General features: G+C 64.3%; 25 protein-coding genes and 1 tRNA gene. 14 read left to right on the top strand and 12 right to left on the bottom strand.

Annotation, left to right across the window (positions count from 1 at the left end):
- Positions 1-68: 68 nt before the first annotated feature.
- The 6 genes from GC088_RS14240 (at position 69) to GC088_RS14215 (ending at position 7,369) form a co-directional block, all read left to right on the top strand.
- Complete coding sequence (locus GC088_RS14240) at positions 69-962, top strand: SDR family oxidoreductase (RefSeq protein WP_323959649.1); 894 nt, start codon at positions 69-71, stop codon at positions 960-962.
- A gap of 407 nt (positions 963-1,369) precedes the next feature.
- The gene (locus GC088_RS14235; RefSeq protein WP_323959648.1) at positions 1,370-2,251 is read left to right on the top strand and encodes a manganese catalase; all 882 of its coding nucleotides are present in this window, start codon (positions 1,370-1,372) and stop codon (positions 2,249-2,251) included.
- Between the two features lie 147 nt (positions 2,252-2,398).
- Positions 2,399-3,427, top strand: coding sequence for an iron-containing redox enzyme family protein (locus GC088_RS14230; protein WP_323959647.1), 1,029 nt, complete (start codon positions 2,399-2,401; stop codon positions 3,425-3,427).
- Positions 3,424-4,446 (top strand): glycosyltransferase family 2 protein, encoded by a 1,023-nt coding sequence (locus GC088_RS14225; protein WP_323959646.1) that lies wholly within the window; start codon positions 3,424-3,426, stop codon positions 4,444-4,446. Before GC088_RS14230 ends, GC088_RS14225 begins: the two co-directional genes overlap by 4 nt.
- Entirely contained in the window at positions 4,425-6,890 is a 2,466-nt protein-coding gene (locus GC088_RS14220) for a molybdopterin oxidoreductase family protein (protein ID WP_323959645.1), read from the top strand. Before GC088_RS14225 ends, GC088_RS14220 begins: the two co-directional genes overlap by 22 nt.
- Positions 6,887-7,369 carry a hypothetical protein gene (locus tag GC088_RS14215; protein WP_323959644.1) on the top strand — a complete coding sequence of 161 codons (483 nt, stop codon included), beginning with the start codon at positions 6,887-6,889 and terminating at the stop codon, positions 7,367-7,369. The genes GC088_RS14220 and GC088_RS14215 overlap by 4 nt, the downstream gene beginning before the upstream one ends.
- Here GC088_RS14215 and GC088_RS14210 read toward each other — a convergent pair.
- Positions 7,366-8,259: a hypothetical protein gene (locus tag GC088_RS14210; protein WP_323959643.1), complete on the bottom strand. Its 894-nt coding sequence runs from the start codon at positions 8,257-8,259 to the stop codon at positions 7,366-7,368. The genes GC088_RS14215 and GC088_RS14210 overlap by 4 nt on opposite strands.
- A gap of 101 nt (positions 8,260-8,360) precedes the next feature.
- Here GC088_RS14210 and GC088_RS14205 point away from each other — a divergent pair, with 101 nt between their 5' ends.
- Positions 8,361-8,861 (top strand): DUF456 domain-containing protein, encoded by a 501-nt coding sequence (locus GC088_RS14205; protein ID WP_323959642.1) that lies wholly within the window; start codon positions 8,361-8,363, stop codon positions 8,859-8,861.
- 26 nt (positions 8,862-8,887) lie between these two features.
- Here the strand turns inward: GC088_RS14205 and GC088_RS14200 are convergent, their stop codons facing one another.
- Entirely contained in the window at positions 8,888-10,348 is a 1,461-nt protein-coding gene (locus tag GC088_RS14200) for a S10 family peptidase (RefSeq protein ID WP_323959641.1), read from the bottom strand.
- A 33-nt stretch (positions 10,349-10,381) separates the two neighbouring features.
- Positions 10,382-11,848 carry a DHA2 family efflux MFS transporter permease subunit gene (locus tag GC088_RS14195; RefSeq protein WP_323959640.1) on the bottom strand — a complete coding sequence of 489 codons (1,467 nt, stop codon included), beginning with the start codon at positions 11,846-11,848 and terminating at the stop codon, positions 10,382-10,384.
- A gap of 69 nt (positions 11,849-11,917) precedes the next feature.
- Between GC088_RS14195 and GC088_RS14190 the strand changes: the two genes are divergently transcribed.
- Positions 11,918-11,990: transfer RNA gene (locus GC088_RS14190), tRNA-Ala, on the top strand.
- Between the two features lie 69 nt (positions 11,991-12,059).
- Entirely contained in the window at positions 12,060-12,494 is a 435-nt protein-coding gene (locus GC088_RS14185) for a MarR family winged helix-turn-helix transcriptional regulator (RefSeq protein WP_323959639.1), read from the top strand.
- 67 nt (positions 12,495-12,561) lie between these two features.
- Here the strand turns inward: GC088_RS14185 and GC088_RS14180 are convergent, their stop codons facing one another.
- The 3 genes from GC088_RS14180 to GC088_RS14170 are packed head-to-tail and all read right to left on the bottom strand — an operon-like array spanning position 12,562 to position 14,428.
- A complete protein-coding gene (locus GC088_RS14180; RefSeq protein WP_323959638.1) occupies positions 12,562-13,191 on the bottom strand; it encodes a DUF3618 domain-containing protein in 630 nt (209 codons plus the stop codon).
- Complete coding sequence (locus GC088_RS14175) at positions 13,188-13,643, bottom strand: phage holin family protein (protein ID WP_323959637.1); 456 nt, start codon at positions 13,641-13,643, stop codon at positions 13,188-13,190. Before GC088_RS14175 ends, GC088_RS14180 begins: the two co-directional genes overlap by 4 nt.
- Complete coding sequence (locus tag GC088_RS14170; RefSeq protein ID WP_323959636.1) at positions 13,643-14,428, bottom strand: hypothetical protein; 786 nt, start codon at positions 14,426-14,428, stop codon at positions 13,643-13,645. The genes GC088_RS14175 and GC088_RS14170 overlap by 1 nt, the downstream gene beginning before the upstream one ends.
- Before the next feature lie 190 nt (positions 14,429-14,618).
- Between GC088_RS14170 and GC088_RS14165 the strand changes: the two genes are divergently transcribed.
- Positions 14,619-14,858, top strand: a complete 240-nt coding sequence (locus tag GC088_RS14165; protein ID WP_323959635.1) for a CDGSH iron-sulfur domain-containing protein — start codon at positions 14,619-14,621, stop codon at positions 14,856-14,858.
- Positions 14,859-14,996: 138 nt separating this feature from the next.
- Here GC088_RS14165 and GC088_RS14160 read toward each other — a convergent pair whose 3' ends face one another.
- The 3 genes from GC088_RS14160 to GC088_RS14150 all read right to left on the bottom strand — a co-directional run bounded on the left by GC088_RS14160 (position 14,997) and on the right by GC088_RS14150 (position 19,883).
- Entirely contained in the window at positions 14,997-17,933 is a 2,937-nt protein-coding gene (locus GC088_RS14160; RefSeq protein WP_323959634.1) for an FG-GAP-like repeat-containing protein, read from the bottom strand.
- 270 nt (positions 17,934-18,203) lie between these two features.
- Positions 18,204-18,512: a hypothetical protein gene (locus tag GC088_RS14155; RefSeq protein ID WP_323959633.1), complete on the bottom strand. Its 309-nt coding sequence runs from the start codon at positions 18,510-18,512 to the stop codon at positions 18,204-18,206.
- A gap of 144 nt (positions 18,513-18,656) precedes the next feature.
- On the bottom strand, positions 18,657-19,883 hold the full coding sequence (locus GC088_RS14150; protein ID WP_323959632.1) for an alpha-hydroxy acid oxidase: 1,227 nt from the start codon (positions 19,881-19,883) through the stop codon (positions 18,657-18,659).
- 78 nt (positions 19,884-19,961) lie between these two features.
- On the opposite strand from GC088_RS14150, the gene GC088_RS14145 reads away from it, so the two are divergent.
- Complete coding sequence (locus GC088_RS14145; RefSeq protein WP_323959631.1) at positions 19,962-20,642, top strand: FadR/GntR family transcriptional regulator; 681 nt, start codon at positions 19,962-19,964, stop codon at positions 20,640-20,642.
- 23 nt (positions 20,643-20,665) lie between these two features.
- On the opposite strand, the gene GC088_RS14140 is transcribed toward GC088_RS14145, so the two are convergent.
- The 3 genes from GC088_RS14140 to GC088_RS14130 form a co-directional block, all read right to left on the bottom strand.
- On the bottom strand, positions 20,666-21,142 hold the full coding sequence (locus tag GC088_RS14140) for a MarR family winged helix-turn-helix transcriptional regulator (RefSeq protein ID WP_323959630.1): 477 nt from the start codon (positions 21,140-21,142) through the stop codon (positions 20,666-20,668).
- Positions 21,143-21,239: 97 nt separating this feature from the next.
- The gene (locus GC088_RS14135) at positions 21,240-22,370 is read right to left on the bottom strand and encodes a glycerate kinase (protein ID WP_323959629.1); all 1,131 of its coding nucleotides are present in this window, start codon (positions 22,368-22,370) and stop codon (positions 21,240-21,242) included.
- Positions 22,367-23,374: a LacI family DNA-binding transcriptional regulator gene (locus tag GC088_RS14130; protein WP_323959628.1), complete on the bottom strand. Its 1,008-nt coding sequence runs from the start codon at positions 23,372-23,374 to the stop codon at positions 22,367-22,369. Before GC088_RS14130 ends, GC088_RS14135 begins: the two co-directional genes overlap by 4 nt.
- A gap of 193 nt (positions 23,375-23,567) precedes the next feature.
- Here GC088_RS14130 and GC088_RS14125 point away from each other — a divergent pair, with 193 nt between their 5' ends.
- The 3 genes from GC088_RS14125 to GC088_RS14115 are packed head-to-tail and all read left to right on the top strand — an operon-like array spanning position 23,568 to position 26,787.
- Positions 23,568-24,704: a Gfo/Idh/MocA family protein gene (locus GC088_RS14125; RefSeq protein ID WP_323962094.1), complete on the top strand. Its 1,137-nt coding sequence runs from the start codon at positions 23,568-23,570 to the stop codon at positions 24,702-24,704.
- Positions 24,701-25,915, top strand: a complete 1,215-nt coding sequence (locus GC088_RS14120; protein WP_323959627.1) for a dihydrodipicolinate synthase family protein — start codon at positions 24,701-24,703, stop codon at positions 25,913-25,915. Before GC088_RS14125 ends, GC088_RS14120 begins: the two co-directional genes overlap by 4 nt.
- On the top strand, positions 25,912-26,787 hold the full coding sequence (locus tag GC088_RS14115) for a sugar phosphate isomerase/epimerase family protein (RefSeq protein ID WP_323959626.1): 876 nt from the start codon (positions 25,912-25,914) through the stop codon (positions 26,785-26,787). Before GC088_RS14120 ends, GC088_RS14115 begins: the two co-directional genes overlap by 4 nt.
- Positions 26,788-26,839: the final 52 nt, after the last annotated feature.

Raw genomic sequence — 26,839 nt, 5'->3', positions numbered from 1 at the left:
TCGAGCCTAGCTGTACCGCAGGTGGCCCTCAAGGGTGATATCCGACTTACGCCTATCAGGAGGAAATCATGACCGACCAGTACACCTTCCAGAATCCGGTAACCCGATTCCCCGAGATCTCGCCGCCGAAGCAGGATCAGCCCGAGCCGGGCCTTGACCGTGACCTCGAACCGCAGAGCGACCGGGGTGAGCAGTCGTACCGCGGGACCGGCCGCCTGGAGGGCAGGAAGGCACTGATCACCGGGGCCGATTCGGGTATCGGTGCCGCCGTGGCGATCGCCTTCGCCCGGGAGGGCGCCGATGTCGCGTTGTCCTACTTGCCCGAGGAGGAAGCTGACGCAACCGAGATCGCGGGTCTTATCGAGGAGTGCGGGCGCAAGGCCGTGAAGCTCCCCGGTGACATCAAGGACGCGCAGTTCTGCAAGGACCTTGTGACCCAGGCGGTCGAGGGGCTCGGCGGGCTGGACATCCTGGTCAACAATGCCGGAAAGCAGATTGCCGTTGAGAAGCTGGAGGATCTCGACGACGAGCAGTTGGACCACACGTTCAAGACCAACATCTACTCGTTCTTCAGGATCACCCGCGAAGCCCTGCAGTATCTGCCTGCCGGGTCGAGCATCATCAACACAACGTCAATCCAGGCGTACAACCCCTCGCCCACGCTGCTGGACTATGCAAGCACCAAGGCTGCGATCAACAACTTCACGAAGGGCCTGGCCCAGCAGCTGGCTCCGCGGGGCATCCGGGTGAACGCGGTTGCTCCGGGCCCATTCTGGACGCCGCTTCAGGTTTCCGACGGTCAGCCGAAGGAAGAGCTGCCGGAGTTCGGCAAGAGCACTCCGCTGGGACGTGCGGGGCAGCCCACTGAGCTGGCGCCGGCCTACGTATTCCTGGCATCGCCCGAATCGAGTTACGTGCTTGGTGAGACGCTCAACGTCAACGGTGGTAGCCCCACGCCGTAGGCGTCTTGCCTTGAGTTGGCAGGACACGCCCCGAATGCTGCCGCAAAAGGGGTGTGTCCTGCGAAATCAACGAGACCCGGAGTTGTTCCGGGATTAGGTAGACCCGGAGTTGTTCCGGGCGGGACCGCCTCAGTCGGGGAAACGGACGGTCCCGCTCGGGGGGCTCTGGCTAGCCAGTGCCAGCGGGTTTGGACGGTGGTCTCGGGCCGTCTGCTACCTGCCTGTTCAGGATGACTGACGCACCTTTGAAATAACTTGGGGCTGAACGTCAGGAAAATAAGTTTGCTTATCACTTCCCATGTCTCGGCGGCCGGGGATAGGTTCGAAACACTGGCTCCGAGCTCTCCAACCCGTACAGATGAGTTGGCCGTTCAGGCCCGGAGCCGCTTCAATGCGGAGGTTTCCCCGTGTTTTTCCATAAGCAGGAACTGCAATTCAAATCCACCCCAGACAAGCCCGACGCCGTCTACGCAAGGAAGCTGCAGGAGGTCCTTGGCGGCCAATACGGTGAAATAACCGTAGCCATGCAGTACAGCTTCCAGGCATGGAACACCCATATCCCAGGCAAATACCGGGATCTGCTCTTTGGTATCGGCGCTGAGGAGTTCGGGCACGTTGAGATGCTGGCGACCATGATCGCGCAGCTCCTGGAGAAGGCGCCCCTCGGAATTACGGAAGACGCCGTACAGTCCGATCCGGCGATTGCCGCCGTCGTCGGTGGAACTGACATGCAACAGGCGATCGTTGCCGGCGCCGGTGCCCGGCCGGTGGACAGCATGGGCAACCCCTGGCAGGGCAGCTACATCACGGCGAGCGGGAATCTGCTCGCGGATTTCACCGCGAACGCCAATGCGGAGATGCAGGGGAGGCTGCAGGTCGCCCGGCTTTACCACATGACTGATGACCACGGTGTCCGGGACATGCTGAAATTCCTTCTCGCGCGGGACACCATGCACCAGAACCAATGGCTGGCCGCAGCGCGTGAGCTGCAGGAGGAGAAGTCGGAGAACCTTCCGGTGCCGAGCAACTTCCCCCTCAACAAGGAGGAGCGCGACGTCGCGTACCAGTACCTGAACTTCTCCGACGGCCAGGCGGCCGCCGAGGGATCGTGGGCTTCCGGCCCCACCCCTGACGGGCATGGCGAGTTCTCGTATCACAACGGGCCAACAACCTCTGCGCCGATGCCACCGCCGACGCATCCCGATTCCCGGTTCTACGGCACAACCGAACTGCCGAACACGGTAGAGAAGATGGCGGGAGCAGTACAGGACAAGCTCCACAAGGAGTAGGTCGCGGTACCGGCTTCAGTGAGGCCCGCGGCGCTGCTGGTGCCGCGGGCCTTGCCGCGTATGCAGGCTTAGCTCCATAAACAGTAGGCTTAGTACTATCTGAGTGAGGGGGACGACGACGTCGGCCACCAGTTAGGAAGGCTTGCCATGAGAAATCCACAGGCCCGGGGGGCCGCGAGTGATGCGCTGTTGAACCTGCTGCCGCAGGAGCCGAACGCCGAAGGCGTGCAGGTCCTGGCCGATGCGGTACAGAAGAGCCTTGAGGGCAGCGACGGAATCCTCACGGACGAAGATCTTCAGCTGACCCTTTTCTGCCTCTACGAACTGCATTACGGCGGCATCGAGGGAGCGCACGCGGACTGGGAGTGGGAGCCGGAACTCATCGGCATCCGCCGACGGATTGAGCGGGACTTCGAATCTGCCCTGCGTGCCGCCGTCGAACTTCCACCGCTTGAAGCGCATGATAGCGACGCCGTTGCTGCCGTCCTCTTCGAACTCACCTCCGCCGACGGCGGACCGAGCGTATCCCGCTTCCTGGCCAAGAAGGCCACTTTGGAGCAGGCGCAGGAGTTCCTGATCCACAAGTCGGTTTACCAGCTGAAGGAAGCCGACCCCCACACCTGGGCCATCCCCCGGCTGCGGGGCCGGGCCAAGGCCGCGATGGTCGAGATTCAGGCCGACGAGTACGGCGGCGGGCGACCAGACCGGATGCACTCGGCTCTTTTCGCTCGAACCATGCGCGGCGTTGGACTGGCCGACGACTACGGCCACTATGTTGACGCGGTTCCCGCGCTCACCCTCGCCTCCACCAACATGATGTCCCTGTTCGGCCTGAATCGACGGTTGCGCGGCGCCATCGTGGGGCACCTCGCCGCCTATGAAATGACCTCATCCCAGCCCAACCGGTTCTACGGCAACGGCTTCCGGCGGCTAGGTTTCGACGAGGACGTCACCTGGTACTTCGACGAACATGTCGAGGCCGACGCCGTCCATGAGCAGATCGCCGGCCGCGACCTCGCCGGTGGCCTGGTCGAGGCCGAACCTGAATTGCTGGAGGACGTCTACTTCGGGGCAACCGCCGCGTTGGCGCTGGACGCAATGCTGGGTGAACACATCATCGGCAGCTGGGAGAAGGGCGAGTCCTCACTGCGCACAAGCGCTGCCGCAGCGGCATGAGCCGGCCCGCCGCCTCCTACGTCCTGCCGCTGAAGTGGACCACGGACAACGGGATCGCGGCGCTCGCCGACTACCTGGGTGAGGTGGCCGGCTGGGCCGAGGTGCTGGTGGTCGACGGCTCGCCTGAGGAGCGTTTCGCGCGCCACGCCGCAGTGCTTCCGCCCGGCGTCCGCCATCTCCGCCCGCGCTTCACCTGCAGGAACGGGAAGGTTGCCGGCGTGCTCACCGGCCTCGCCGAGGCCTCCTTCGAGCGGGTCATCATTGCCGACGACGACGTCCGGTACACCGAGGCAGCTTTCCGGCAGGTTGTCGGGTTGCTGGCAAAGGCCGACGTCGTGCGTCCGCAAAACTACTTCCTCACCCTTCCTTGGCACGCCCGCTGGGACACGGGACGGGCGCTGCTGAACCGGGCGCTTGCTTCCGACTACCCAGGGACGCTGGGCGTGCGGCGTTCCGTTCTGTCGGCGACCGGCGGATACGACGGCGACGTGTTGTTTGAAAACCTCGAGCTCATTCGGACCGTGCGGGCTGCCGGTGGGAAGGAATTTCGCGCGGACTCCGTCTTCGTGGGCCGGATCCCCTGCTCAGCCGGGCACTTCCGCTCCCAGCGCGTGCGCCAGGCGTACGACGACTTCGCCCAGCCCGCGCGCCTCCTGCTTGAACTCGCCTTACTGCCCGGACTGGCTGCCCTGTACCGACGCGGCGGGTGGCCTGCCCTCGCGGGGGCTGCCGCCGTCGTCGTAGGCCTGGCGGAAACGGGACGACGACGGCGGGGCGGCACCGCTGTCTTCCCGCCCACCGCGGCGCTGTGGGCGCCGGCATGGGTGGCCGAGCGCTCGCTGACGGTTTGGGCGGCGCTGGCGCTGCGCCTGACGGGTGGGGTGCCGTACGCGGGCAGCCGGCTGGCCAAGGCGGGGAACACAATGGGCAGCTTGCGGCGCAGGCACAAAGCCATTCGCGTTGCGGGAAGAATGAATGAGCCGGAGGGAGACAGGTTATGGCAGGAAAAGACCGCATAGCTGAACCGTGGGGTACCCGCACGCCCTATGCGGTGGGTGAGGAGTGGCCCGTCCGAGTTGATATGCACCTCGAGGACGGTGTCACCGCCGACGAGGTGGACCATTGGGTCCAAACCGCCTCGATCCTGCACTCCAACGGTGATGCCCTGGACATCGCAGTGAAGGATGACCGCATGGTGGGGGTGCGGGGACGGGCGGAAGATCGCGTGAACCATGGTCGCCTCGGACCAAAGGACCTCTACGGTTGGCAGGCCAACTCCTCACCCGACCGTTTGACCCGGCCGCTCATGCGCAAGCGCGGCAAGCTCGTGGAAACCGACTGGGACACCGCGATGGAACTCATCGTGAAGCGGACCAACGAATTGCTCGAGGAGCAGGGCTCCAGTGCGATTGGCTTCTACACCACCGGGCAGCTTTTCGCTGAGGAGTACTACACGCTGGGTGTTCTGGCACATGGAGGCTTGGGAACCAACCATGTGGACGGCAACACGCGCCTCTGCACAGCAACCGCTGCCGCCGCACTGAAGGAGTCGTTTGGATGTGATGGCCAACCGGGCTCCTACACAGACATCGACCATGCCGACGTCATTGCGCTGTATGGGCACAACATGGCCGAGACGCAGAGCGTGCTCTGGACACGAATCCTGGATAGGTTGGCCGGACCCAATCCGCCGCAGATCATTTGCGTGGACCCCCGGATGACGCCCGTCGCCAGGGTAGCCACTGTGCATTTGGCTCCCCGACCCGGCACCAACGTTGCCCTGATGAATGGCTTGCTGCACGAGATCATCGGGAACGGCTGGATCGACCGGGACTATATTCAGGCGCACGCGGTGGGCTACAGCGAGCTCGAGCAGCGCGTGAAGGAGTACCCGCCGGAGGTTGTCGAGACGATCTGCGACGTTCCCGCCGAAAAGATCCGGGAAACAGCGCGCATCATCGGGAACGCCGAGCGGCTGCTTTCCACGGTGCTTCAGGGTTTCTACCAGTCCAACCAGGCAACGGCTGCGGCTGTTCAGGTGAACAACGTCAACATCATCCGTGGCATGCTGGGCAAGCCGGGTTGCGGAGTACTCCAAATGAACGGGCAGCCCACCGCCCAGAACACCCGCGAGTGCGGCGGTGACGGTGACCTTCCCGCGTTCCGTAACTGGTCCAACGACGCGCACGTGGAGGATCTCGCCCGGGTCTGGAACGTTGATCCCATGGCAATACCGCACTACTCACCGCCCACACACGTCATGCAGATGATGCGTTATGCGGAGGACGGTTCCATCCGGATGCTCTGGGTGAGCGGCACCAACCCCGCCGTCTCTCTGCCGGAACTACGGCGCATCCGGTCCATCCTCACCCAGAAACGGCTGTTCCTGGTGGTCCAGGACATCTTCCTCTCTGAGACCGCCCAACTGGCCGACGTCGTGCTCCCCGCCGCCACTTGGGGCGAAAAGACCGGTACCTTCACGAACGTGGATCGTACCGTTCATCTGTCGGAGAAGGCCGTTGATCCGCCAGGAGAAGCGAGGCCGGACCTCGACATCTTCCTCGACTACGCCCGTCGCCTGGACCTTCGTGACAAGGACGGACAGCCACTGATCAAATGGCACGACCCCGAGTCCGCGTTCGAAGCCTGGAAAGAGTGCACACGCGGCCGTCCGTGCGACTACACCGGCATCACATATGAGAAGCTCCGCGGTGGTTCCGGGATCCAATGGCCCTGCAATGAGGAGAACCCACAGGGATCCGAACGCATTTACGAGGATGGAAAGTTCTGGAGTGCACCCGAATACTGCGAAAGCTACGGGCGGGACCTGGTGACCGGTGCACCGCTTGAGCCGGACGAATACAAGGCGCTCAACCCGGAAGGGAAGGCAATCATCAAGGCGGCCGGCTACCTGCCGCCCCATGAGGTCCCGAGCGAAAAGTTTCCGCTGCAGCTCATCACGGGCCGCACTCTGTACCACTTCCACACCCGGACCAAGACCGGTCGTGCTCCGCAGTTGCAGGACGCCGCACCCGAGGTTTGGGTCGAGATGTCGGATGGGGACGCCCGCTCCCACGGCATCAGGGAGGGCGATCTCGCCAGGATCACCACCCCGCGCGGCTCCGTCGAGGCAAAAGTAAGGATCAGTGGCATTCGACCGGGGGTGCTGTTCCTTCCGTTCCACTACGGCTACTGGGACACCGACGCCGGGCACAAGCCGGTCAAGGCCGGCAGGGCAGCCAACGAACTCACGATCACGGACTGGGATGCGGCGTCGAAACAGCCCATCTTCAAGACTGCAGCGGCCAGCATCAGGAAGATCAAGCTGGGCAGCGGGCCCTCATCGGCACCAACGACGACGGCATCCGCTCCCGTCCGTCCCATTGGTTGGGAGACCACCGGGTCACACAACGTCGAGGTGCAGGAAAGTCTTTATGAAGCAGGCGAGGGAGGAAGCAGATGAAATTGGGGCTGGTACTGCACGAGCTGCACCGCTCGGAGAACGACCTCGCGCTCGAGCTGCTGGAAGCGTCCGAGCGGCACAAAGTGGACCACGAGATCTATCACGTCGCTCGCGACCTCGCAAAGTGGTCGCAGGACCATGTACGCGCAATTGCGGAAATTGGCAAACAGTACGGTCAAGACCTCGATCCGGAGCCGCGCCACGAGTTCAACCTTGCTGAGAAAATCCGGGAAAGGGGAAGCGACCTCCTCGGGCGAAAGAGTGCTCCAGCTTTGCTGATGCTGCGCGACCTCCGGGAAATCTACATGAAGGCCTCGGGCGTTTCGGTTGATTGGGAGATGCTTGCGCAGGCCGCGCAGGGGATCAAGCACACTGATCTGCTGGATGTGGCCGCGCGATGCCATCCGGAGACCCTGCGGCAGATGCGGTGGGCCAACTCGATGCTGAAGGTGAACTCCACCCAGATCCTGGTCAGTTAGCGGTTGTCGTCCATGGCCTCGTAGTCCGCATGGTCCACCTTGCGATGGAAGCGCATGCCGGCGAGTCCTCCGAGCACCGCTCCGGCAAGGGCGGCCAGGAGTGCTACAACGACGGCGATGATGCCCGCCGTGGTCAGCGTGCCCTCATTCAGCGGGAGGCGGGGGAAGCTGTTCAGGTTGGCGAGGACGTCGAACTGGGACCCGAAGATGAGGCCCAGAACGGCAACCAGGACGGCGATGATGATGGCCCACAGCCACACCGCAATGCCCTGCTTCGCGCCGTTGAACCGCGCCATCCTGCCGGCCACATATCCACCGCAGTAGTAGGCGATCAGCAGGATCACGAGCAGGATAATCGCGCTCGTGATTCCAACGCTCTGCGGATTCTCCGACGCCTGGTTGGTCGCTTCATTGATGTTGGTGCCGGTGGACAATCCGAAGGCCGCTCCGGCAGCTGCAACGAGCGCCGTGAGGATGACGGCCATACCGGTTGCGGTAAGCCAGCCGAAGAAGGCTGAGCCGAACTTCATGCCGCCGAAGGTTTCCTTTTCCCTCTGGCGGAGCGCGTCCCGTTCGGCTGCCGCGGGTACGGGGGTGACGTCCCGGTCGCGGTCGTAGTCACGGTCGTAATCGCGGTCCGCGTCGGGGTCGAGGTCGCGATTACGGGTACGACGGCGGTCGTCGCCTCGGGAGCCCGACACCGGAACGGCTGCGGTCTGATCGCCCCGGTAGTCATCGCGGTTATCGTCGCGGTCGACGTTCAGCGCCCGGGTCTCGGTATCGGACGAGCGGTCGTAGTAATCGGACGAACGGCCGCCGTCCGGAACAGCCGACTCGTCAACGTGCCTGGCGCGATCGTCCCGATCATTGTTTCCTGCTGCTGTGCTCACTGGTGCCTCCCGATTTCAGGCCCTAAGGCGACTTCCTAAGCAACCTTAGTATTTCAGTACCGGTGTTACAAGGGTGTAACTGCGGATGCAAGACTGGGCGCATGGACCTGGAGATTGTTGTCACCGTGCTGTGCGGCCTTGCGATCGGAGTCGGCGTGGCAGGAGTTGTTGTTCCTGTCCTTCCCGGCAGCATCCTCATCATCGGCGCCCTGCTGGCCTGGGCGCTGACCGTGACCAGCGGCGCCGGTTGGACGGCTCTCGGTGTCGGCGGCTTGTGCGCGTTGGCCGGACTGCTGGCCGGGATCATCCTTACGGGGCGCAGACTCCGGGAGCGCAGGATCCCGGGACGGTCCATAACCATTGGACTGGTGTTGGGCGTGGTGGGCATGTTCGTGATTCCGGTGGTCGGCCTGTTTGTCGGCTTCACCGCTGGGCTGCTGCTGAGCGAAACTGCGCGGCTGCGTGATCTGAGGTCGGCTGCCTCGTCCAGCGTGGCCGCGCTAAAGGCCATGGGCCTGGGCATTCTCGTGGAACTGGCCCTTGCCTGTGCGGCGGGCAGTGCGTGGATCATTGCAGTCTGGGTGCACTTCGCCACGCGCTGACCGGCCCTACTGCCGGCCGGGGAAGGTTACTGCCGGACGAAGCGCCCGAGGGCCTCGAGTTGCGCCAGCCGGGACTCGGGCTTCAGGTACATCATGTGTCCGGCCTCGTGGTAGTGGTGTGTGATGCGCTCGCGTGCTGCGTCGTCCAGCTTCATGTGCGCAAAGACGTACTCGGCCGCGAAGTGGGGAGTGGCGCCGTCGTGATAGCCATAGTCGACGTGCACACGCAATGCCGTGTTGTGAACCATCAGCCGCTCAAGCACGTCGGCCACGTCGACCGGAGCGCCTTCGAAGGTTCGGTAGCTCCAGGGTTGTACCCGGGCGGTGAGAATCTCGTAGGGCAGGTCGTTTTCATACCCGAGTTCCGCACGCACGTAGTGGTTGATTGCAGCGGCAAACGGTCCGGTAATCGCCCGCATGCTCGGATCGTCGGTGGAGCTGGAGGACTGCAGGTTCGCGGGAGGTGCGGTGAAGCGGCCATCGATCCGCCCCACCACCAGGCCCTCTGACCGCAGTAGTTCCGCCGCGAACTCGTGGTAAGCCCAGCGCAGGTTCGTGCGCCGAATGAACCCCTCGTCGAGGGTGGTGATGGCACTGAGGCGGCTCACGGCGTCGTCGTACTCCGCCAGAGTAAGGCGGGCGCCCTGGGTGAGGGCGTAGCCGAAGTCCCGGCTTGCGTACTCCTCGGCTTCGCTGACGACGTCGGCCAGTTCCCTGCCGGGGTGCCGGCCGTGATAGTGCGCAATCGCCGCGTAGGTGGGCAGATGCAGCGCGTAGGGGACATCGCTGCCGGGGAAGAAGCGCAGGGTGGACATGTTGAGCACGGTCGAGATGAGCCCGAGGCCGTTCACGGCCATCCCATAGGCGTCGAACAGGCGTCCGGCTACGGCGACGGCGCGAAGGGTGCCGTAGGACTCGCCGACAAGGTACTTGGGCGAGAGCCAACGGTTGTTGCGCGTTGTCCAGAGGCGGATCACCTCGGCGACAAGGTCGCGGTCCTCGATGAAGGCGTGAAACTCGTCGGTTTTTCCGCCTTCGACCACCCGGGAGAAACCCGTGCTGACGGGATCGATCATGACCAGGTCGCTATGTTCCAGAAGGGTTTCGGGGTTGTCCACCAGGCCGAAGGGTGGGGGAGTCATCGCTTCGACATCGCCTGCATCAACGCGCCGCGGACCCAGGAGGCCAAGGTGCAGCCATACCGAGGAGGAACCCGGTCCACCGTTGAAGGCGAAGGTGACCGGGCGGTTCCCGCCGTCGTCCTTGGTATAGGCAACCACGAAGATCTCGGCCTTCGGCTTGAAGCCCTCGGACTTTCCATCCTTGGTCTCCTCCCGGCGCAGGACGAGCCGCCCCGTCACGGTGGTGTACGCGAACCCGGAGGGCGAGGTGTGCTTGCGCGTCACGAAGTCGTCGCTGACTTCTTTCACCGCTTCAGGTGCTGTTTCCTCAGTAGTGGTGTCTTCAGTTGCAAACTCTTCAGCCATAGAGAGGAGCCTAGCGGTAGTTGTGGGAAGCAACTACCCCTTGCGGGACGCGCCTACCGAAGGTGGGGAATCTGAAGCCCAGACCTGGTGCTGTTCAGGGCGGGCGAAAAACAGTGCGGCGATCAGTCCGATCACAACAACCGCGCCTGGCAGCAGCAGTGACTCTCCCATCGCAGCGGCGTAGCCGGCGTCCTGTCCAGCTCCTTCTGTGCCGCCGTTGGCGACCAGGCGTGCCTGCATCATTGCGGCGATGCCGGCACTGCCCACTACCGCGCCGACCTGGCGTGTGGTGTTGTAGACGCCGGAGCCGGCTCCAGCGAGAGTCGGAGCTAGGTTGCGCGTTGCCGTCAGGGATACCGGCGCCCAGATTCCAGCGCTGGACAGGCCGACCAGTGCAAGGGGAAGCAGCAGCATCCAGATGGGAGTCTCCGGCCGAAGCAGGGCGGCAAGCCAGAACAGCGCCGCCGCCATACCGCTGAATCCGAAGATGGCCATGTACTTGGGGTTGCCCCGCTGAACCAGCTTTCCAACGAACGGCGCCAGAGCCCCGGAAATCACAGCCATGGGCGTGAGTAATAGAGCGGCCTCAGTGGGAGTGAGATTTCGGACGTTCTGTGCGTAGAGCATCAGCGGCAGGCTCATGGTGGTCACCGTGAAGCCCATGGAGGAGATTGCGGTGTTAGCAAGAGAGAAGTTTCGGTCGCGGAAAAGCTTCAGGGGGACGAGGGGCTCCCTGCGATTGAATCGCTGCCAGACGATGAAGCCGGTGAACAGCAAGGCTCCCGTGATGATGAGCGACCACACGGAGACAGGGCCGGCAATTGGCCCCCAGTTGTAGCTCTCTGCCTCCTGCAGCCCAAAGACCAGGCAGAACATGCCGGCGGCGCTGAGGATAACGCCGAGGAAATCAAAGCTGTGGCTCGTGGTGGAGAGCTTGGGCACCAACCGGTACGCAAGCAGCAGTCCGACGACGCCGACTGGCACGTTCACGAAGAAGATCCACTCCCAGCCGAGGGAGTCCACCAGCACGCCGCCGAGGATGGGGCCGACGAGCGTGGCTATCCCTGCCACTGATCCCCAGAGGCCCATGGCCGAGCCCCTGCGCTCGGGTGGGAAGATACGGGTGATGACGGACATGGTCTGCGGAGTCATCACCGCGGCTCCCAGCCCCTGCAGCACCCGGGCGACGATGAGCAACTCGATTGTGCCGGCGACCCCGCACAGTGCACTTGAGACAGTGAAGACGGCCAGCCCGATCAAGTACATCCTGCGGGGGCCAAAGCGGTCGCCCATTCGTCCCGTGATCAGGAGCGGAACGGCATACGCCAGAAGGTATGCGCTGGTGACCCAAACCGCACTGTCAATGTCGGCCTGAAATCCCTCCATGATGGCCGGCGTGGCCACGGACACGATCGTGGAATCCACCAGGATCATGAAGAACCCGATCACGAGCGACCACAGGGCCGGCCAGGCCCGGATTTCCGGCGCGGGGGATTGCATTACTCGAGCGTACAACTGTGCTCTGACGTTTGGTTCTTCAAGCTGAAGCTGCGGTATCTTGGATCGTGCGGGGCCTTAGCTCAGTTGGTAGAGCGTTTCGTTCGCAATGAAAAGGTCAGGGGTTCGATTCCCCTAGGCTCCACTTCCATGACACATCCGGCGGCGCTCCCGCTCCGAATTCCTTGGGTCCAACCCGTAGGAAGGAGGCAAGGTGTCACCCACGGAACCCTGGACCACGGAACGGCTGCTGACAACGGCCGCCAGGCTGGCCGAGAACGCCTGGAACGATCGGCTGCTCGCCATCGGGATCACTCACGCTGGCTTGGTCACGCTGCGCACAGTCGAAGCCTACGGGCCGTTGCTGCAGATCGAGCTGGCGGAGCAGCTCCACGTCACCGCCCAAACCGTTGGAAGGACACTCGCCCGCCTCGAGCAGCAGGGACTAATCATTCGCTCGATCCCGGACGGTGACCGGCGGGCATTCCTGGTCGATCTGACGGCGCGGGGTCGCATCAGGCTCGCCGAGGCGGAGAAGGGGGAAAGGAGCCTCATGGCTGAGCTGGAGCAGGCATCGCCGCAGTTGAGGAACTTGCTCATGAAACTCGTCGAAAGGCTGCTGCCGGTCAAAACGGCGACAGATTCATGACAAAGTGGAGGCGCCGCACAATGATCCGTGCGGCGCCTCCACTTTGGCTTGTCGACTACGGGGTGTTCTAGCTTCCCTGTACGTTCGACTTCGCGTCCTGCGCCCGGTCCTTCACATCGGAAGCCGCGCTGGCGCCTTCCTCCTTCACCGTGTTGGCAGAGTCGGTAGCAGTCTCCTTGACCGAATCCACGGCCTGCTGCGCGGGCTCCTTCATGTCCTGCGCAACCTGCTTCGCGGCGTCCTGGACCTCGGAAACCAGCGGCTGAGCCTTCTCCTTGACGACTGCAGCGGCTTCCTTCTCCTTCTGGCTTGCCGGGATGAGGGAAGAAGCCAGCAAGCCTGCGCCGAAGGCGATGAGGCCCGCGGCCAAAGGATTGCCCTGGGTCTTTGCCATTGCCCGCTGCGGCGCGTCCTGGACAGCACCCGATACCGAGCTGCCGGCGCTGGAAATGCTGTCCCCGGCGCTGTGAAGAGCGTCGCCGGCGCCGTGCGCCCGGTCCTTGGCAGAGGACTTGGCGTCGTGAGCCGAGCCCATCACCTTGTCCTTGACGTTGCCGACGGCGTTCTTCACCTTGTCGGTTTGCCGCTGGGCGATGTTCGACGGGCTTACCTTGTCGGCAACTGCGTCGACGTCGGCTCCGAGCTCGCGGCGGGTGCGTTCGATGTCCGCGCGGATTTCATCAGGTGTCTGGTTCATGGCGTGTGATCTCCTGGTTTCAACGTAGGCGGAATTTCCTTGGCTGTCTCAGCGGTCTGCGGCATGCCCTTGATCGACTTCATTTCTTTCTTTCCCCGAAGTGCAAGGATCGCGGCGATGATGCCCCAGATCACTGCAACAATCACGGAAGCCCAGCCCAGACCGAGCGCGTCGATCTCAGCGAGGCCCCACATGAGGGCCAGGGAAAGGAAAAGAAGGACAAAATGCCCGGCGACGGCGGCGCCGCCGAACATTCCAGCGCCCTTTCCGGCACGGGTACCCGACTCGCGCAGCTCAGCTTTTGCGAGCTCGAGCTCCTGGCGCATCAGGGTTGAGAGATCACGGGTGACCTCGCCCAGCAGCTGGCCAAGAGACGCGTTCGATCCGCTATCCGGTTCGGGGCCTGCGGATGCCTGCGCTACATGCGATCCGTGTGGATGTGCTTCGGTCATTAGCGGAAGTCCCTCCCGGTCTCAGTGTCCGGAACGCCAGGCTGCGCGAACGGAGTGGTCGGGTTGACCGTGGGGGTGGTGGTGGGCGGTGCGACCGGAGGAGTCTCAACGCCGGCACCGTATCCGGGGGCACCCGTCTGGTAAGCAGGAAGGTCAGTGCCGTATTCGTCCGGAACCGGCGGGTAGGTAGCCACGTGCTGGCCGCCGCCGGTTGTACCCATGCCGCCGCCGGTAGACGGCGAGCCGCTCGAATCGGATCCACCGGCGAGGCCACGGGTCAGTCGTCCCGCAAGCAAGCCGGCTCCGGCTGCGATTAGGAGGAATGCACCGGGACGGCGACGGGCGAAGCCGGTTACCTCATCGAGGAGGGAGCCGGGGTCGCGGCCTTCCAGCCAGGACGCGGCGCTTCCGGCTCGCTGGGCTACCTGCTGCACGAGCTGCTGCGCCGGGCCGCCCTCGGAGCTCTGCGCCATCGAGTTCAGTTCGTCGCTGATGGAGCGCAATCCGTTGGTGACCCGCTGCTGCTGGGTGCCGGCCTGGCTCTTGATGTCGGACCCGAGCTGCCCAACAAGATTCTTGGCCTGAGTGCCTGCTTCCTGCGCAACGTTCTTTGCCTCGGAACCAGCGGTCTGCGCGACGTTCTTGGCTGCGCCCAGCCCTTCCCGGCCTACATCCTTGGCCTCATCCTTCGCAGTGGAAGCAGTCGACTGTCCCTCGGAGGGGTAATTGCCCGCGCTCGGAGTTGACGAAACCAGTGGGTCTTCTGACCAGTTCTGTGTGCTCATAATGACTCCTTGTATCGATGTGGAAGACTCCTGGAAAGTAAGTCATCGCGTTTACACAATAAGCATGCTTACCATGTGACCACAAGACCATAACAGAAGCTGATGTTCTGCTGGAGCCCTGCCGGCCCCGCACATAGCAAGTGAGCTTAGTATTGGGAGAGAACTCACGGAAGGGCGCTCAGGAGGCTCCATGACTGCACCGAACGAATCGTCGCGCAGCGACGAGGTACAGATTGTCGCTTGCCCGGACGGGCCCCTTTTGGTCAGGGGAGAAGTTCCCATCGTCACCACTGATGGGCAGCCGGTGCCTCGCCGTCGGAAGACTGTTGCTCTGTGTCGGTGTGGGGCATCCACGATCAAGCCCTACTGCGACGGCACCCACAAACTGATCAACTTCAAGACGGAGCCCGTACTGCCCGACGGCGTCTGAATCTGCTCAGGACCTTCGTGCCGTGTCAGGCACCCAATAGGCACCAATGGGCAGACAAGATGAAACGAAAGTCGCCGGTATCGCTGTTTGAGCGATACCGGCGACTCTCTTATATGGGGTTCACCAGGACTTTGACGATTACTCGGCTATGTACAGCCCGCTCCAGCCCCGGCCGATCTGTTGGGACCCGCTGAATCCGCCGGATCCATTGCCCTTGTACAGGTGCAGGTTGCCCTTGGCGTCGCGTGCAAGCAGATCCGCATGTGATTCCGATCCCCAAGGACCTGGACCGGCAAAGGCGGTCATGCCGTTCCAGCCGGACCCGGCCTTCGATTTGGTGAGGAAGCCGCCTCTCCCGTTTCCTGCGTACAGGTACAGCGCCCCGTCGGAGTTGCGGGCGATCAGGTCCGGCGCTTCATCGCCGTTGAAGTCGCCGGTCGAGAACAGGGCGGTCATACTGCTCCAGCCCTGACCGATTTGGGCCTTGCTGCTCCATCCGCCCTTGCCGTTTCCGGGATAGAGGTAGAGTGCTCCGTCGGCCGTACGGGAGAGAACGTCGGGGTAGCCATCTCCGTTGAAGTCGCCCGGAGTCACGAGGGCCGTCATCACGCCCCAACCGCTTCCGATCTGGATGCCGGACTCAACCTTGCCCGTGCCCGTGCCCTTGTACAACCAGAGCTTTCCTGAGCGGTCGCGGGCCATGATGTCGGCGGAACCATCTCCGTCGAAGTCACCGGGCAGGAGGATCATGTCCATCACACCCCAGCCGGTACCGATCTGGGACTTCGATCCGAAGGACCCCGTGGCGGTGCTTGGGTACAGCCAAAGCCGGCCGTCTGCGTCACGGGCAACCAGGTCAGGATTGCCGTCGCCATTAAGGTCGGTACGTACCGCCGCAGCAGCGGGTTCCGGCTCGGGTGCAGGCGCCGGTGCCGGTGCTGGAGCAGGAGCAGGTGCAGGTGCGGGTGCGGGAGCCTGCGTGGTCGTCTTGCCGGGGATGGTGCCCGATGCGAGGAACATTGCGCCCCAACCCGAACCAACGGTGCGGCTGGCAGAGAAGCCGCCGGCACCGTTTCCGGTGTGGAGCCACAGGCTGCCCGAGCTGTCGCGGGACAGCACATCGGAGAATCCATCACTATTGAAGTCGCCGGCGTCCACCACCGCTGTCATCGCGTTCCAGCCGCTTTTGACCAGGCTGCGTGACCCGAAGGAGCCGGTACCCGTACCCGGGTAGAGGTAGAGGTTTCCGGAGTCATCGCGGCCAAGGAGATCGGACTTCCGGTCGCCGTTGAAGTCCCCAGGGCTGGTCATGGCCGTCATGACATTCCAGCCGGTGCCCGCCTGCGTGCGGGTCTTCCAGCCGCCCGCGCCGTTGCCGGGGTAGAGGAACAGCGACCCGTCCGCGGTGCGAGCCAGGACATCGACGCTGCCGTCGCCGTTGAAATCGCCGGGTGTGACGATCTCGGTCATGACATTCCATCCGCCGCCGATCTGCTCACCGGCACGTACGCCTCCAGCGCCATCGCCGGCGTAAAGCCACAAGCCGCCGGAGCTGTCCCGGGCAAGAATGTCGGAGAGGCCGTCGCCGTTGAAGTCACCCGGCAGGAGGATCGAGGTCATGCCGCCCCAACCCGACCCGATCTTCACCCGAGCCTGGAAGGCTCCGCTGGCGTTCGTCGGGTACAGCCAGAGCTGGCCGTAGGAGTCCCGCGCCACCACGTCCGGGTTGCCGTCCTTGTTCAGGTCCGAGCGGTCGGTGCCGATCGAGTTGGCATTGATGGTGATGGAGGCTGCGGAATCGGAGACCGAGTTGATGCGGACGGTGGTTCCGGCATGGGTAGTGAAGGTGCTGCCGGCCGGCCACGCCGTGTTGCTCGCGTAGTAGCCGGAGTAGGGCAAGGTGGACGGCATAAGGATGAGTGACGACGCCGGCGTAAGGCCGCCGCTCTGCACGATCTTCACGCCGCGGTTACCGTTCAGCGCAAGGTTCCTGTCGAAGCCGACAGGCACTCGCAGTTCCAGGTAGTAGCTCTCCCGGCTTCGGGGATCCGTGAACTTGATGGCACGGTAGGAGGCGGTGCCTGCCCAGGGCCGCAGGGTGTAGGTCTTGCTTCCCGAGGCAACCCCGACGTCGAGGATCTCGTCTCCCCGGCCGAAGCCGCCGTAGTCCCAGAAGCTTGAGCTGATTACGGGGGTATCGGTCCAACGCGAGATGCCCATGAGGTCGGAGGTGTCTCCGTAGTGGCGGATCGAGCAGCCGGTGCCGGTGAAGCTGGCCGTGTCGGACTGTCCGCCGGTGCACTGCAGTGAGTCTGCGTGCATGAGGCCGAGGACGTGCCCAAACTCGTGGGTGAGCACGTTGGTGGTGAAGTTGCTCACCTGGGGCATCAGGATGCGGCCGCTGGTGCCGTTGCTGCTCCATCCGTAGCCGAGGTACCCCTCCTTGAGGGGCGTAGGGATGAAGACCACCAGCGCGGTGTAGGGGCTGTAAGTCCACTTCAGCTCCGAGGTCACCCTGTTCATGATGACGTCGTAGGAGTCGGTGGATTTCGCCGCCGATTTGTGGTTGACCACCCGCGACGCAACCGACATGGAGAGCCGGTTGTTGGACATGCTCTTCCAATAGGTGCTTGAGACCTGAACAGCATCCTCAGCGGTAGCGAACGGAACCGTCGCGGTACTGTCGGCAAGATCCACCGTCACCAGCCGCACCTTGATGTCGCCGGCGCGCGAGAGAGTCCCGCCGGCGCCAAGCGGAGCCACCGAGGCCCCTTCAACGGAGTCACCGTGGGCGTGTTCGTCGGTAACAGTGCCTTCGTAAGTGTGGTCCGGGTAGGACGGGATGCCACCAGGGAAGAGCTCTGCCATTTCAGCAGCCTGGTCGTGCGTTTCCGTATGGTCGTGCGCTTCCGGGCTGGGCTGGGCCTCCTGGGTGGCGGCCGGCGTCGTTACCTCCTGGGTTGTGGGCGGCGTCGCGACGGTTTCTGCCGACGCCTGGGTCGGCCCTGTCGAGAGGCTGGCCGCAAGGAGCAGGACGCCGGTGAAGGCAGCAGTGGCACGCTGAAGTAAGAGCATGAAGATCCTTGATGGTGCGAGCAACGTAGGGCGCGCTGCAGATCCACCGGATCAAACAGTGCCGAGCCGCCGCCTGTAAGCGCCGACCCTCAATTGGCCCGCATCAAGTATAGATTTGGCATTCGCCGGAAAATCGCCGGAAAAATGCCTAGGATTTCCCAAGGATCCTCAGTTTTTCCTCAGCAGGAGCACAAGATCCAATTGCGCAGTTTCGCGGGTGAATTTCCAGGGAATTGTTTGATTGCGTCGTTTTGCAATTCCCACATGAAATTAGGAAGCGTTTCTGCTGAGGCGGATCACTCCCGGACCCGCGGCAGGTCGGCGTTCAAGGGGAACGACGACGGCGGGCCGGGGCATGACGGTTGGCCGGTTCATAGCCATCTGGGCTGCAGCAAGCAGGAAAACCGGGATGGAGAGCAGGACAAACGTCATCAGCGCGTACACCGCAAGGATCGCGTGAATGGGGGAATGGAAGAGGCTGGCGATGAACGCAGCGCTGCCCAGCCAGGTCCACAGCCAGAAAAGCACAACGGCGTAGATTGCCGTTCGGGCACGCCGATATTTCAACGGATAATGCACCCGCCGACGCTTCATTTTATTTTGACCCCCAGGTCTCACGGATCTCGCACCCGCGAGTCACTTCATGATGATAAGGCCCGGAAGGGTTTTTGTCGCCTGGCAGTCCGTCTTTCGAATAAGTCGGGCGGCCAGGCGACAAAGAAACTACAGAAAGCGGACGTGATCCGGTGTGAGGTCTGTTACGCGGGTAACTCCCAGCAATTGCATAGTCCTCGAAATCTCCTTCTCGAGAATGGCGATGGTCCGGTCCACTCCGGCGCGTCCACCGGCCATCAGGCCGTACAGGTAAGCGCGGCCGATCAGCGTGAAGTCGGCTCCGAGGGCGAGCGCAGCCACAATGTCGCCGCCGCTCATGATGCCGGTGTCCAGCATGATAGAGGTCTTGCCCTTCAACTCTGCGGCCACCTCGGGCAGCAACCGGAGCGGAATGGGTGCCCGGTCCAGTTGGCGGCCTCCGTGGTTGGACAGGACAATCCCGTCGGCGCCATGGTCCACAACCTTCCTGGCATCATCGAGGGTCTGAATCCCCTTCACCACCAGGTTCCCCTTCCAGACTTCCCGCAGCCAGTCCAGGTCTTCGAAGGTAAGGGTGGGGTCGAACATGGAGTTGATGAGGTCAGCAACGGTGCCGGAGTAGCGGTTGAGCGAGGCGAAGGCCAGGGGTTCGTGGGTCAGGAAGTTGAACCACCATGCCGGACGGTAGGACGCGTCGATGACGGTCTTCAGTGTCAACGCAGGAGGAATTGTCATGCCGTTGCGCACGTCGCGCAGACGAGCGCCTGCCACGGCAGTGTCCACAGTGACCATCAGGGTGTCGTTGCCGGCCTTTGCTGCGCGCTCGATCAGTTCCAGGGAACGTTCCCGGTCCGTCCAGAGGTAGAGCTGGAACCAGTTCCGTCCCGCCGGGGCAGCCTGTGCCACGTCCTCGATCGAAGCGGTGCCCATGGTGGAGAGTGTGTAGGGGATGCCTGCGGCTTCGGCCGCCTGCGAGCCCGCGTACTCGCCTTCAGACTGCATCATTCGGGTAAAACCGGTGGGCGCAATTCCGAACGGCAGGGCAGATTCCTTGCCTAGCACCGTGACGGAGGTGTCCACCTTCTCGACGTTCCTCAGGATTCCAGGACGAAATTCCAGATCCAGGAAGGCTTCGCGCGCCCGGCGGAGAGTAATTTCTGCTTCTGCTGCACCGTCTGTGTAATCGAACGGAGCGGTGGGGGTTCGCCGCTTGGCGATCGCGCGCAGGTCTCCGATGGTGTTGGCGCGGCGAAGCCGTGCGCTCTGGCTGAAGTCCGGCCTCTTGAACTGCATGAGCGGAGCGAGGTCTGCAACTTTGGGAACTCGGCGTTTGAGCGCTGCGGGGGAATAGGACATGGGAAACCTTCTGTAATCCGATGTGGTCCGACCACAGTACCGATATGTGGTCAGACCACGCAAGATACACTTTTCGACATGCGCACCCATCAACTAGTTCAGTCCTGGCTCGAGGAGCAACTGTCGGCCGGCCGGCTGGCGGTGGGGGACCGCCTGCCGGGTGAGCGTACCGTCGCTGAGCAGCTGGGCATCTCGCGCGCTTCCGCCCGGGAAGGCATACGGGTTCTCGAGGCAATGGGTGTTGTCCGCGCCGGCGTCGGGTCCGGCCCAGCCGCGGGTACCGTCATTACAGCCAATCCGGGCGCTGCCCTCGGTGCTGCGTTGCGATTGCATATGGCGTCCTCACACTTGCCGGTGGAGGACATTGTTCAGACGCGATTGCTGCTGGAGACCTGGGCCGCCGCACACGCGGATGCCTCCGCTCCCGCCATGGAGGACGCCGGGGCCCTCCTGGGCGCCATGGACACCTCAGCGCTCGATGAGAAGGAATTCCTGCGCCTCGACGCCCTGTTCCACGTGGCGCTCGCCGAGGCAGCCGGCAACATCCTCATCGGTGCCATGATGTCCTCGCTGCGCGAGTCAATTGAGGGCTACACGCTGCAACTGACCCGCAATCTCCCGGATTGGCCTGTTACGTCGGCACGCCTCCGCGCTGAGCACCGGAAGATCCATCAGGCGATAAAGAACGACGACGGCGCGCTCGCCGCGCGCCTGATCGCCCGCCACATCGAGGGCTTCTACGAGGAAGCAGGCATTTAGGGCATCTACGACATCTAAGGCGACTAGGACTCGACCCGGGGATCCTGGACAGCCTGAAGGGGGCTCTGGCTCCGGGCGATCCGCTGTGGCTCGGCCAGTTCCTCGATTGCCGCCCGAAGATGCGCCCGGAGCTCAGGGGAGAGCAGCGCCTCATCCGAGACAAGGGTGCGTTCAATGTCGCGCCCCTTCTCCAGGGTCTCCAGGCCCTTCTGCGTTATCCGCACGGTCTGGCTACGTCGGTCGTCATCCCCCCGGGTCCGCTCGATATGGCCCCGGGACTCGAGCCGGTTGAGAGTCTTGCCGATCGTCTGGGCCTGCACATGGACCAATTCGGCCAATTGCGCCTGACGCAGCGGGCCCTGAGTGGCCAGTACGGCCAAAGCCGTGAAACCCGCGTGAGTGACGTCCAACTCAGCCAGGCGTTGGTTCCATGACTGCTCTACCAGCCGCGCTGCCGTCGTGAGGAGTCGGCCAGTCGACCAGGTTGAAAGATCGGGCATGCGCTCTTCACCTTCCCTGCCGAACGTTTATCCAACTAACCATCAGCTTACTTATGATTAGTCGTGAATCAACCGTGCAACCAGCGAAAGGGGGCTGTCAAGCCTGACGCGAGAGGGAAAGATAAGCGCTGGAAACAGCCTCTGCCGCGTCTGCGGCGTACCGTCCGGCGTCGTTCATGGCCGCCTCAACAGAGGGCGCAATATCGGCGAGGCTGCGCGAACCGAGCACCCCGTGACCCTGTAACGCGGCCTCCGACAGGGTGATCCGGCCAGCCACGGCAAGTACCGGAAGGCCGAGTGCCAGTGCCCGATCCGCCAGGCCCAACGGCGCCTTGCCGAACTCGGACTGGCTATCGAGCGATCCCTCGCCGGTCACCACAAGGTCCGCAGCTGCCAGCTTGGCGTCCAGTCCCAGCAGGTCGGCAACAAGATCGAATCCGGGTTCCAAAGCGGCCGCGGTGCAGGCGATGAAAGCGGCAGGGAATCCGCCAGCCGCACCGGCACCCGGGCGCTGGACATCGACGCCGGTGGCCTCCATGAGGACCTGTGCCCAACGCACGAGCGCCGCATCCAGCTCTTCGCGAAGACCTTGATCGGCACCCTTCTGGGCGCCGAAGACATGCGCGGCGCCGTCGGGGCCGTGAAGCGGATTCTGAACGTCGACCGCAATACGCAGGCGAACATCCCTCAACCGGCGGTCCAAACCGGAAAGATCAAGCCGGGCCGCCCGCGCCAGCGCGAGCCCGCCGAGCGGCAACTCATCTCCGTTGCTGTCCAGGACCTTCGCCCCAAGTGCTCTTAACGCACCGGAGCCGCCGTCAGTCATGGCGGAGCCGCCCACGCCGAGCACGATTTCGGTGGCACCGGCGTCGAGCGCGGCGGCGAGGAGCTGGCCGCTGCCGAAGCAGTGCGCGGCAGCCGCCGTTGCCGGCGTCGGGGTGACGAACTCAAGGCCGCTGGCGCGGGCGGTTTCAATTACGGCGGTTGTGCCGGTCAGGGCCCACGAAGCGGTGACCGTGTCATCAATTGGTCCACGCACCGTTGTTTCCTGCTGCACGCCGCCCGTGGCAAGCACCGCCTCGAGGGTGCCCTCTCCGCCGTCGGCGATGGGTTGGGCGGTGATCTCCGCCTCGGGAAGTACGCGCAGAATACCTTCGGCCAGAGCGGCGGCCGCGCCGGCCCCGCTCAGGGTGCCCTTGAACTTGTCGGGTGCGATCAGAATTTTCATTTATCTGCTCCTGCTGATTCACGGATCAGGACTTCGCCCTGGATGGGGCCCTGTTCGCCCTGCTCCGGGTTGAGAGCCAGATTCGCTGCCAGTTCGCCCAGCTGTTCCAGCGGCAGGCGCACGGTTGTCAGGGCGGGTGAGAAATCGCGCAGGGTGGGGATGTCGTCGAAGCCGGTGACGAGGGCGTCAGCCGGAACATGGGCGCCGACGTCGCGCAGGCCGGCAATGGCGCCGATGGCCATGACATCGTTGACGGCCAGCAGGCAGATGCCGCGCTCGCCGTGGAGCTGCTTCCAGCATTCCTGCGCTGCCTCGTAGCCGCCCTCCCGGGTGAAGGCACTGCTGACGACGGCGGCTGCCTCCAGTCCGGCTGCCTTCAATGAATCCGTGAAGCCGGCAACCCGCTCCCGTGCGGTGTTGAGCTCCGGTGGTCCCGCCAGGATGGCGAACCGGGTGAGCCCGCGGGAGACCAGTTCGGAAACCAGCGCCGCCGCCCCCTCGGCATTGCCCACCCGGACCGTGGATCCGGACCCGGGCGATCCGCCGATCGTGACGACGTGTCCGCCGTTCTGCTCGTACCGGGCCAGTTCACGCTCAAGCTCCGGGTCCGCGTGCGCCCGCCGTGAACCGGCGAGGATGATCGCGTCCGTGCGATGCGAGGCGAAGGCGCTGACGGCGTCGCGCTCTGCTCCTTCGGAAGGATCGGTGCTGGCCAGCAGCACCTGGCGCTGGTATTGGCGTGCGGCGTGCTGCACACCTCGGGCGATCGATGAGAAGTAGGGATCTGAGATGTCGTGGACCACGAGGCCCACCAGCCCGGTGGAGGACCGCGCCAGAGCCTGGGCCTGCGCGTTGGGTACGTAGCCGAGCTCAGCAGCGGCGGCTCGGACACGTTCAGCGATCTCCTCCGCGGGTCGGCGCGACGATCCGTTGAGTACGCGCGAGGCGGTGGCCAGCGAGACGCCGGCATGGCGTGCGACGCCGGAGAGGGTTACTGCTGCCACCGGGCTCCTTTAGGTGCACCCCCGCTGAAGAGCAGATGGCAGTTCCTGATCGAATGCCGGAGCTACGCATCTGCAGGACGCGGGAGGGGTTGACGTGGTCTGTGTCACTACCCTATATTGGAAAGCGCTTTCCACCAACTTTCAAAACCCTTCGGGAGAGAACGTGACAGAGACCAAGACCATCCGCATCGCGATGAATGGCATCACCGGCCGGATGGGTTACCGGCAGCACCTGGTGCGCTCCATCCTGCCCATCCGCGAGCAGGGTGGCGTCACCCTCGCCGACGGAACCAGAGTGCAGGTCGAGCCCATCCTGGTGGGCCGCAACGAAGCGAAGATCCGCGACCTGGCCCAGCTGCACAAGGTTGAGCACTGGACCACCGACCTGGACGGGATCATCGCCGATCCCACGGTCGACGTCGTCTTCGACGCCTCCATGACCTCGCTGCGTGCCGCCACCCTCAAGAAGGCCATGGCCGCCGGCAAGCACATCTACACCGAGAAGCCCACCGCCGAGACCCTCGCCGAAGCCGTTGAGCTCGCCCGCATCGCCCGTGAAGCCGGCGTCACCGCCGGTGTCGTCCACGACAAGCTTTACCTGCCGGGCCTCGTCAAGCTGCGCCGCCTTGTGGACGAAGGCTTCTTTGGCCGCATCCTGTCCCTGCGCGGCGAGTTTGGCTACTGGGTGTTCGAAGGCGATCACCAGCCCGCACAGCGCCCGTCCTGGAACTACCGCAAGGAAGACGGCGGCGGCATGACCACCGACATGTTCTGCCACTGGAACTACGTCCTCGAGGGCATCATCGGCAAGGTCAAGAGCGTCAACGCCAACACCGTCACCCACATCCCCACCCGCTGGGATGAGCAGGGCAAGGAATACAAGGCAACGGCCGACGACGCCGCTTACGGCATCTTCGAGCTCGAGACCCCTGCCGGTGACCAGGTGCTTGCGCAGATCAACTCCTCGTGGGCAGTGCGCGTCTACCGCGACGAGCTGGTTGAGTTCCAGATCGACGGCACCCACGGTTCCGCTGTGGCCGGCCTGAACAAGTGCGTTGCCCAGCAGCGCGCACACACTCCCAAGCCCGTCTGGAACCCGGACCTGCCCGTCACCGAGTCGTTCCGCGACCAGTGGCAGGAAGTTCCCGCGAATGCAGAGCTGGACAACGGCTTCAAGCTGCAGTGGGAGGAGTTCCTGCGCGACGTTTCTGCCGGGCGCGAGCACCGCTTCGGTCTGCTCTCCGCAGCCCGCGGCGTGCAGCTGGCCGAGCTCGGCCTGCAGTCGTCCGCCGAGCGCCGCACCCTTGACATTCCGGAGATCACGCTATGACCTCGCTCTACCTGCCCACCGCCCAGGGCTCGCTGGAACGGTATGAGCTCGCGGCACCCAGCGCCTGGGCCAAGCCGACTGCGCCGCTCACGGCACGCCATGCGTACGCCGCAGCGCACGTCATCCCTGAAGTGACCGCCGACAACACCCCTGGCGCCCCCGCCGTCCTCGACTGGGACCGCACTCTCAACTACCGCCGGGAACTGTGGTCCTACGGTCTCGGCGTTGCCGACGCCATGGACACCGCCCAGCGGGGCATGGGCCTGGACTGGGCGGCCACGCAGGAACTGATCCGCCGCTCGGGAGCTGAAGCTGCCGCCATCGTTGGTTCCAACGCCCCGGCCACCAGCGGCAAGACCGTCCGCGACCTGCTCGCCTGCGGTGCCGGCACCGACCAGTTGGACCTGGCTACCCTGCCCACAGGCCGTGCCGGCCTGAACGCCGTCGTCGAGGCCTACCGCGAGCAGATCAAGGTGGTGTCCGACGCCGGCGCGAAGGTCATCCTGATGGCCTCCCGCGCGCTCGCGGCAGTGGCGGAAGGCCCGGCGGACTACAAGTACGTCTATGGCATCCTCCTGGCCGAGGTCGATGAACCGGTGATCCTGCACTGGCTCGGCACCATGTTCGACCCGGCGCTCGCGGGCTACTGGGGCAGCGACGACGTCGACACCGCCACCGGCATCTTCCTGGACCTCATCCGCAGCCAGCCCGGCAAGGTGGACGGCGTGAAAGTCTCCCTCCTCGACGCCGCGCATGAGACGTCACTGCGCGCGGCCCTGCCTGAGGGCGTCCGCCTCTACACCGGCGACGACTTCAATTACCCCGAACTCATCCACGGCGACGGAACGCACTACTCGGACGCCCTGCTGGGCATCTTCGCGGCGATCTACCCGGCCGCTTCGGCGGCGCTGCAGGCGTACGACGACGGCAACGGCGACCGCGGTCGGGCCATCCTGGACTCCACACGCGACCTGGGCAAGCACATCTTCAGCTCGCCCACGTTCTACTACAAGACCGGCGTCGCGTTCCTGTCCTGGGTGAACGGGCACCAGCCCGGCTTCCAGATGGTCGGCGGCCTGCACTCCGGGCGCTCGGTGATGCACCTTGCTGACACCTTCCGGCTGGCGGACAAGGCCGGCCTGCTGGTCGACCCGGAGGTAGCCGCGCACCGCTTCGAGTGGCTGCTCGCAAGCTACGGAGTCGGCGCATGAGCCGGCTCTCGCTGAACACCGCGACCACCAAGAACATCACGCTTGCCGAGGCGGTGGCGCTGTCCACGGACGCCGGGCTCTCGCACATCGGCGTTTGGCGTGACCGTGTTGCCGAAGCGGGCCTGGACAAGGCTGCCCGGCTCATCTCGGAGGCCGGCCTGAGCGTCTCCAGCCTCTGCCGGGGAGGCTTTCTCACCGCGGCAGACGAGGAGGGACAGGCTACCGCACTCGCCGACAACACCCAGGCGATCGTGGAGGCCGCGACGCTGGGCACGCGTGAACTGATCATGGTGGTCGGCGGTCTTCCCGCCGCCGGACCCCTGATCGGAGGTCCTGCCGTCGATCCTTCCGCACCGGGGGCCAAGGATGTTGCCGCCGCCCGGCAGCGTGTCGCCGACCGTATCGGCGAGCTGGTGCCCGTGGCGCAGGAACACGATGTCCGGCTCGTGCTCGAGCCGCTGCACCCGATGTACGCGGCCGATCGCGCCGTGCTGTCCACGCTCGGCCAGGCCCTCGATTTGGCGGCGCCGTTCCCCGCGAAGACGGTTGGCGTCGTCGTCGATACCTTCCACGTGTGGTGGGATCCCGCGCTCGAAGCGTCCATCCAGCGGGCAGGCGCGGAGGGGCGCATCGCCTCCTACCAGGTGTGCGACTGGAACCTCCCGATCGCGGCCGACGCGCTGCTCTCCCGCGGCTACATGGGGGACGGTTACATCGACTTCGAGACGATCACGCGCTGGGTCGCAGCCACGGGCTATGACGGCCCGGTAGAGGTGGAGATCTTCAACCAGGAGATCTGGAACTCGCCGGCGGCCGAGGTTCTTGCCACGGTGAAGGCCCGCTATGAGTCGCTCGTGGAGCCGTACCTGTAAGGCGTCCTCGTTCAGGGCGCCAAACGCGCCGGAAACGTGCAGCTTCGTGGGT

The organism is Arthrobacter sp. JZ12, from assembly GCF_035189165.1.
GTDB lineage: Bacteria > Actinomycetota > Actinomycetes > Actinomycetales > Micrococcaceae > Arthrobacter_D.
This window is presented reverse-complemented; position numbering and strand designations above follow the sequence as displayed.

Bases quoted from the DNA above. Each gene is read 5' to 3' on its own strand.
- GC088_RS14240 (WP_323959649.1), top strand. From the start codon at position 69: ATGACCGACCAGTACACCTTCCAGAATCCGGTAACCCGATTCCCCGAG.
- GC088_RS14230 (WP_323959647.1), top strand. From the start codon at position 2,399: ATGAGAAATCCACAGGCCCGGGGGGCCGCGAGTGATGCGCTGTTGAAC.
- GC088_RS14225 (WP_323959646.1), top strand. From the start codon at position 3,424: ATGAGCCGGCCCGCCGCCTCCTACGTCCTGCCGCTGAAGTGGACCACG.
- GC088_RS14220 (WP_323959645.1), top strand. From the start codon at position 4,425: ATGGCAGGAAAAGACCGCATAGCTGAACCGTGGGGTACCCGCACGCCC.
- GC088_RS14215 (WP_323959644.1), top strand. From the start codon at position 6,887: ATGAAATTGGGGCTGGTACTGCACGAGCTGCACCGCTCGGAGAACGAC.
- GC088_RS14205 (WP_323959642.1), top strand. From the start codon at position 8,361: ATGGACCTGGAGATTGTTGTCACCGTGCTGTGCGGCCTTGCGATCGGA.
- GC088_RS14200 (WP_323959641.1), bottom strand. From the start codon at position 10,348: ATGGCTGAAGAGTTTGCAACTGAAGACACCACTACTGAGGAAACAGCA.
- GC088_RS14195 (WP_323959640.1), bottom strand. From the start codon at position 11,848: ATGCAATCCCCCGCGCCGGAAATCCGGGCCTGGCCGGCCCTGTGGTCG.
- GC088_RS14180 (WP_323959638.1), bottom strand. From the start codon at position 13,191: ATGAACCAGACACCTGATGAAATCCGCGCGGACATCGAACGCACCCGC.
- GC088_RS14175 (WP_323959637.1), bottom strand. From the start codon at position 13,643: ATGACCGAAGCACATCCACACGGATCGCATGTAGCGCAGGCATCCGCA.
- GC088_RS14170 (WP_323959636.1), bottom strand. From the start codon at position 14,428: ATGAGCACACAGAACTGGTCAGAAGACCCACTGGTTTCGTCAACTCCG.
- GC088_RS14165 (WP_323959635.1), top strand. From the start codon at position 14,619: ATGACTGCACCGAACGAATCGTCGCGCAGCGACGAGGTACAGATTGTC.
- GC088_RS14160 (WP_323959634.1), bottom strand. From the start codon at position 17,933: ATGCTCTTACTTCAGCGTGCCACTGCTGCCTTCACCGGCGTCCTGCTC.
- GC088_RS14150 (WP_323959632.1), bottom strand. From the start codon at position 19,883: ATGTCCTATTCCCCCGCAGCGCTCAAACGCCGAGTTCCCAAAGTTGCA.
- GC088_RS14145 (WP_323959631.1), top strand. From the start codon at position 19,962: ATGCGCACCCATCAACTAGTTCAGTCCTGGCTCGAGGAGCAACTGTCG.
- GC088_RS14140 (WP_323959630.1), bottom strand. From the start codon at position 21,142: ATGCCCGATCTTTCAACCTGGTCGACTGGCCGACTCCTCACGACGGCA.
- GC088_RS14135 (WP_323959629.1), bottom strand. From the start codon at position 22,370: ATGAAAATTCTGATCGCACCCGACAAGTTCAAGGGCACCCTGAGCGGG.
- GC088_RS14125 (WP_323962094.1), top strand. From the start codon at position 23,568: ATGAATGGCATCACCGGCCGGATGGGTTACCGGCAGCACCTGGTGCGC.
- GC088_RS14120 (WP_323959627.1), top strand. From the start codon at position 24,701: ATGACCTCGCTCTACCTGCCCACCGCCCAGGGCTCGCTGGAACGGTAT.
- GC088_RS14115 (WP_323959626.1), top strand. From the start codon at position 25,912: ATGAGCCGGCTCTCGCTGAACACCGCGACCACCAAGAACATCACGCTT.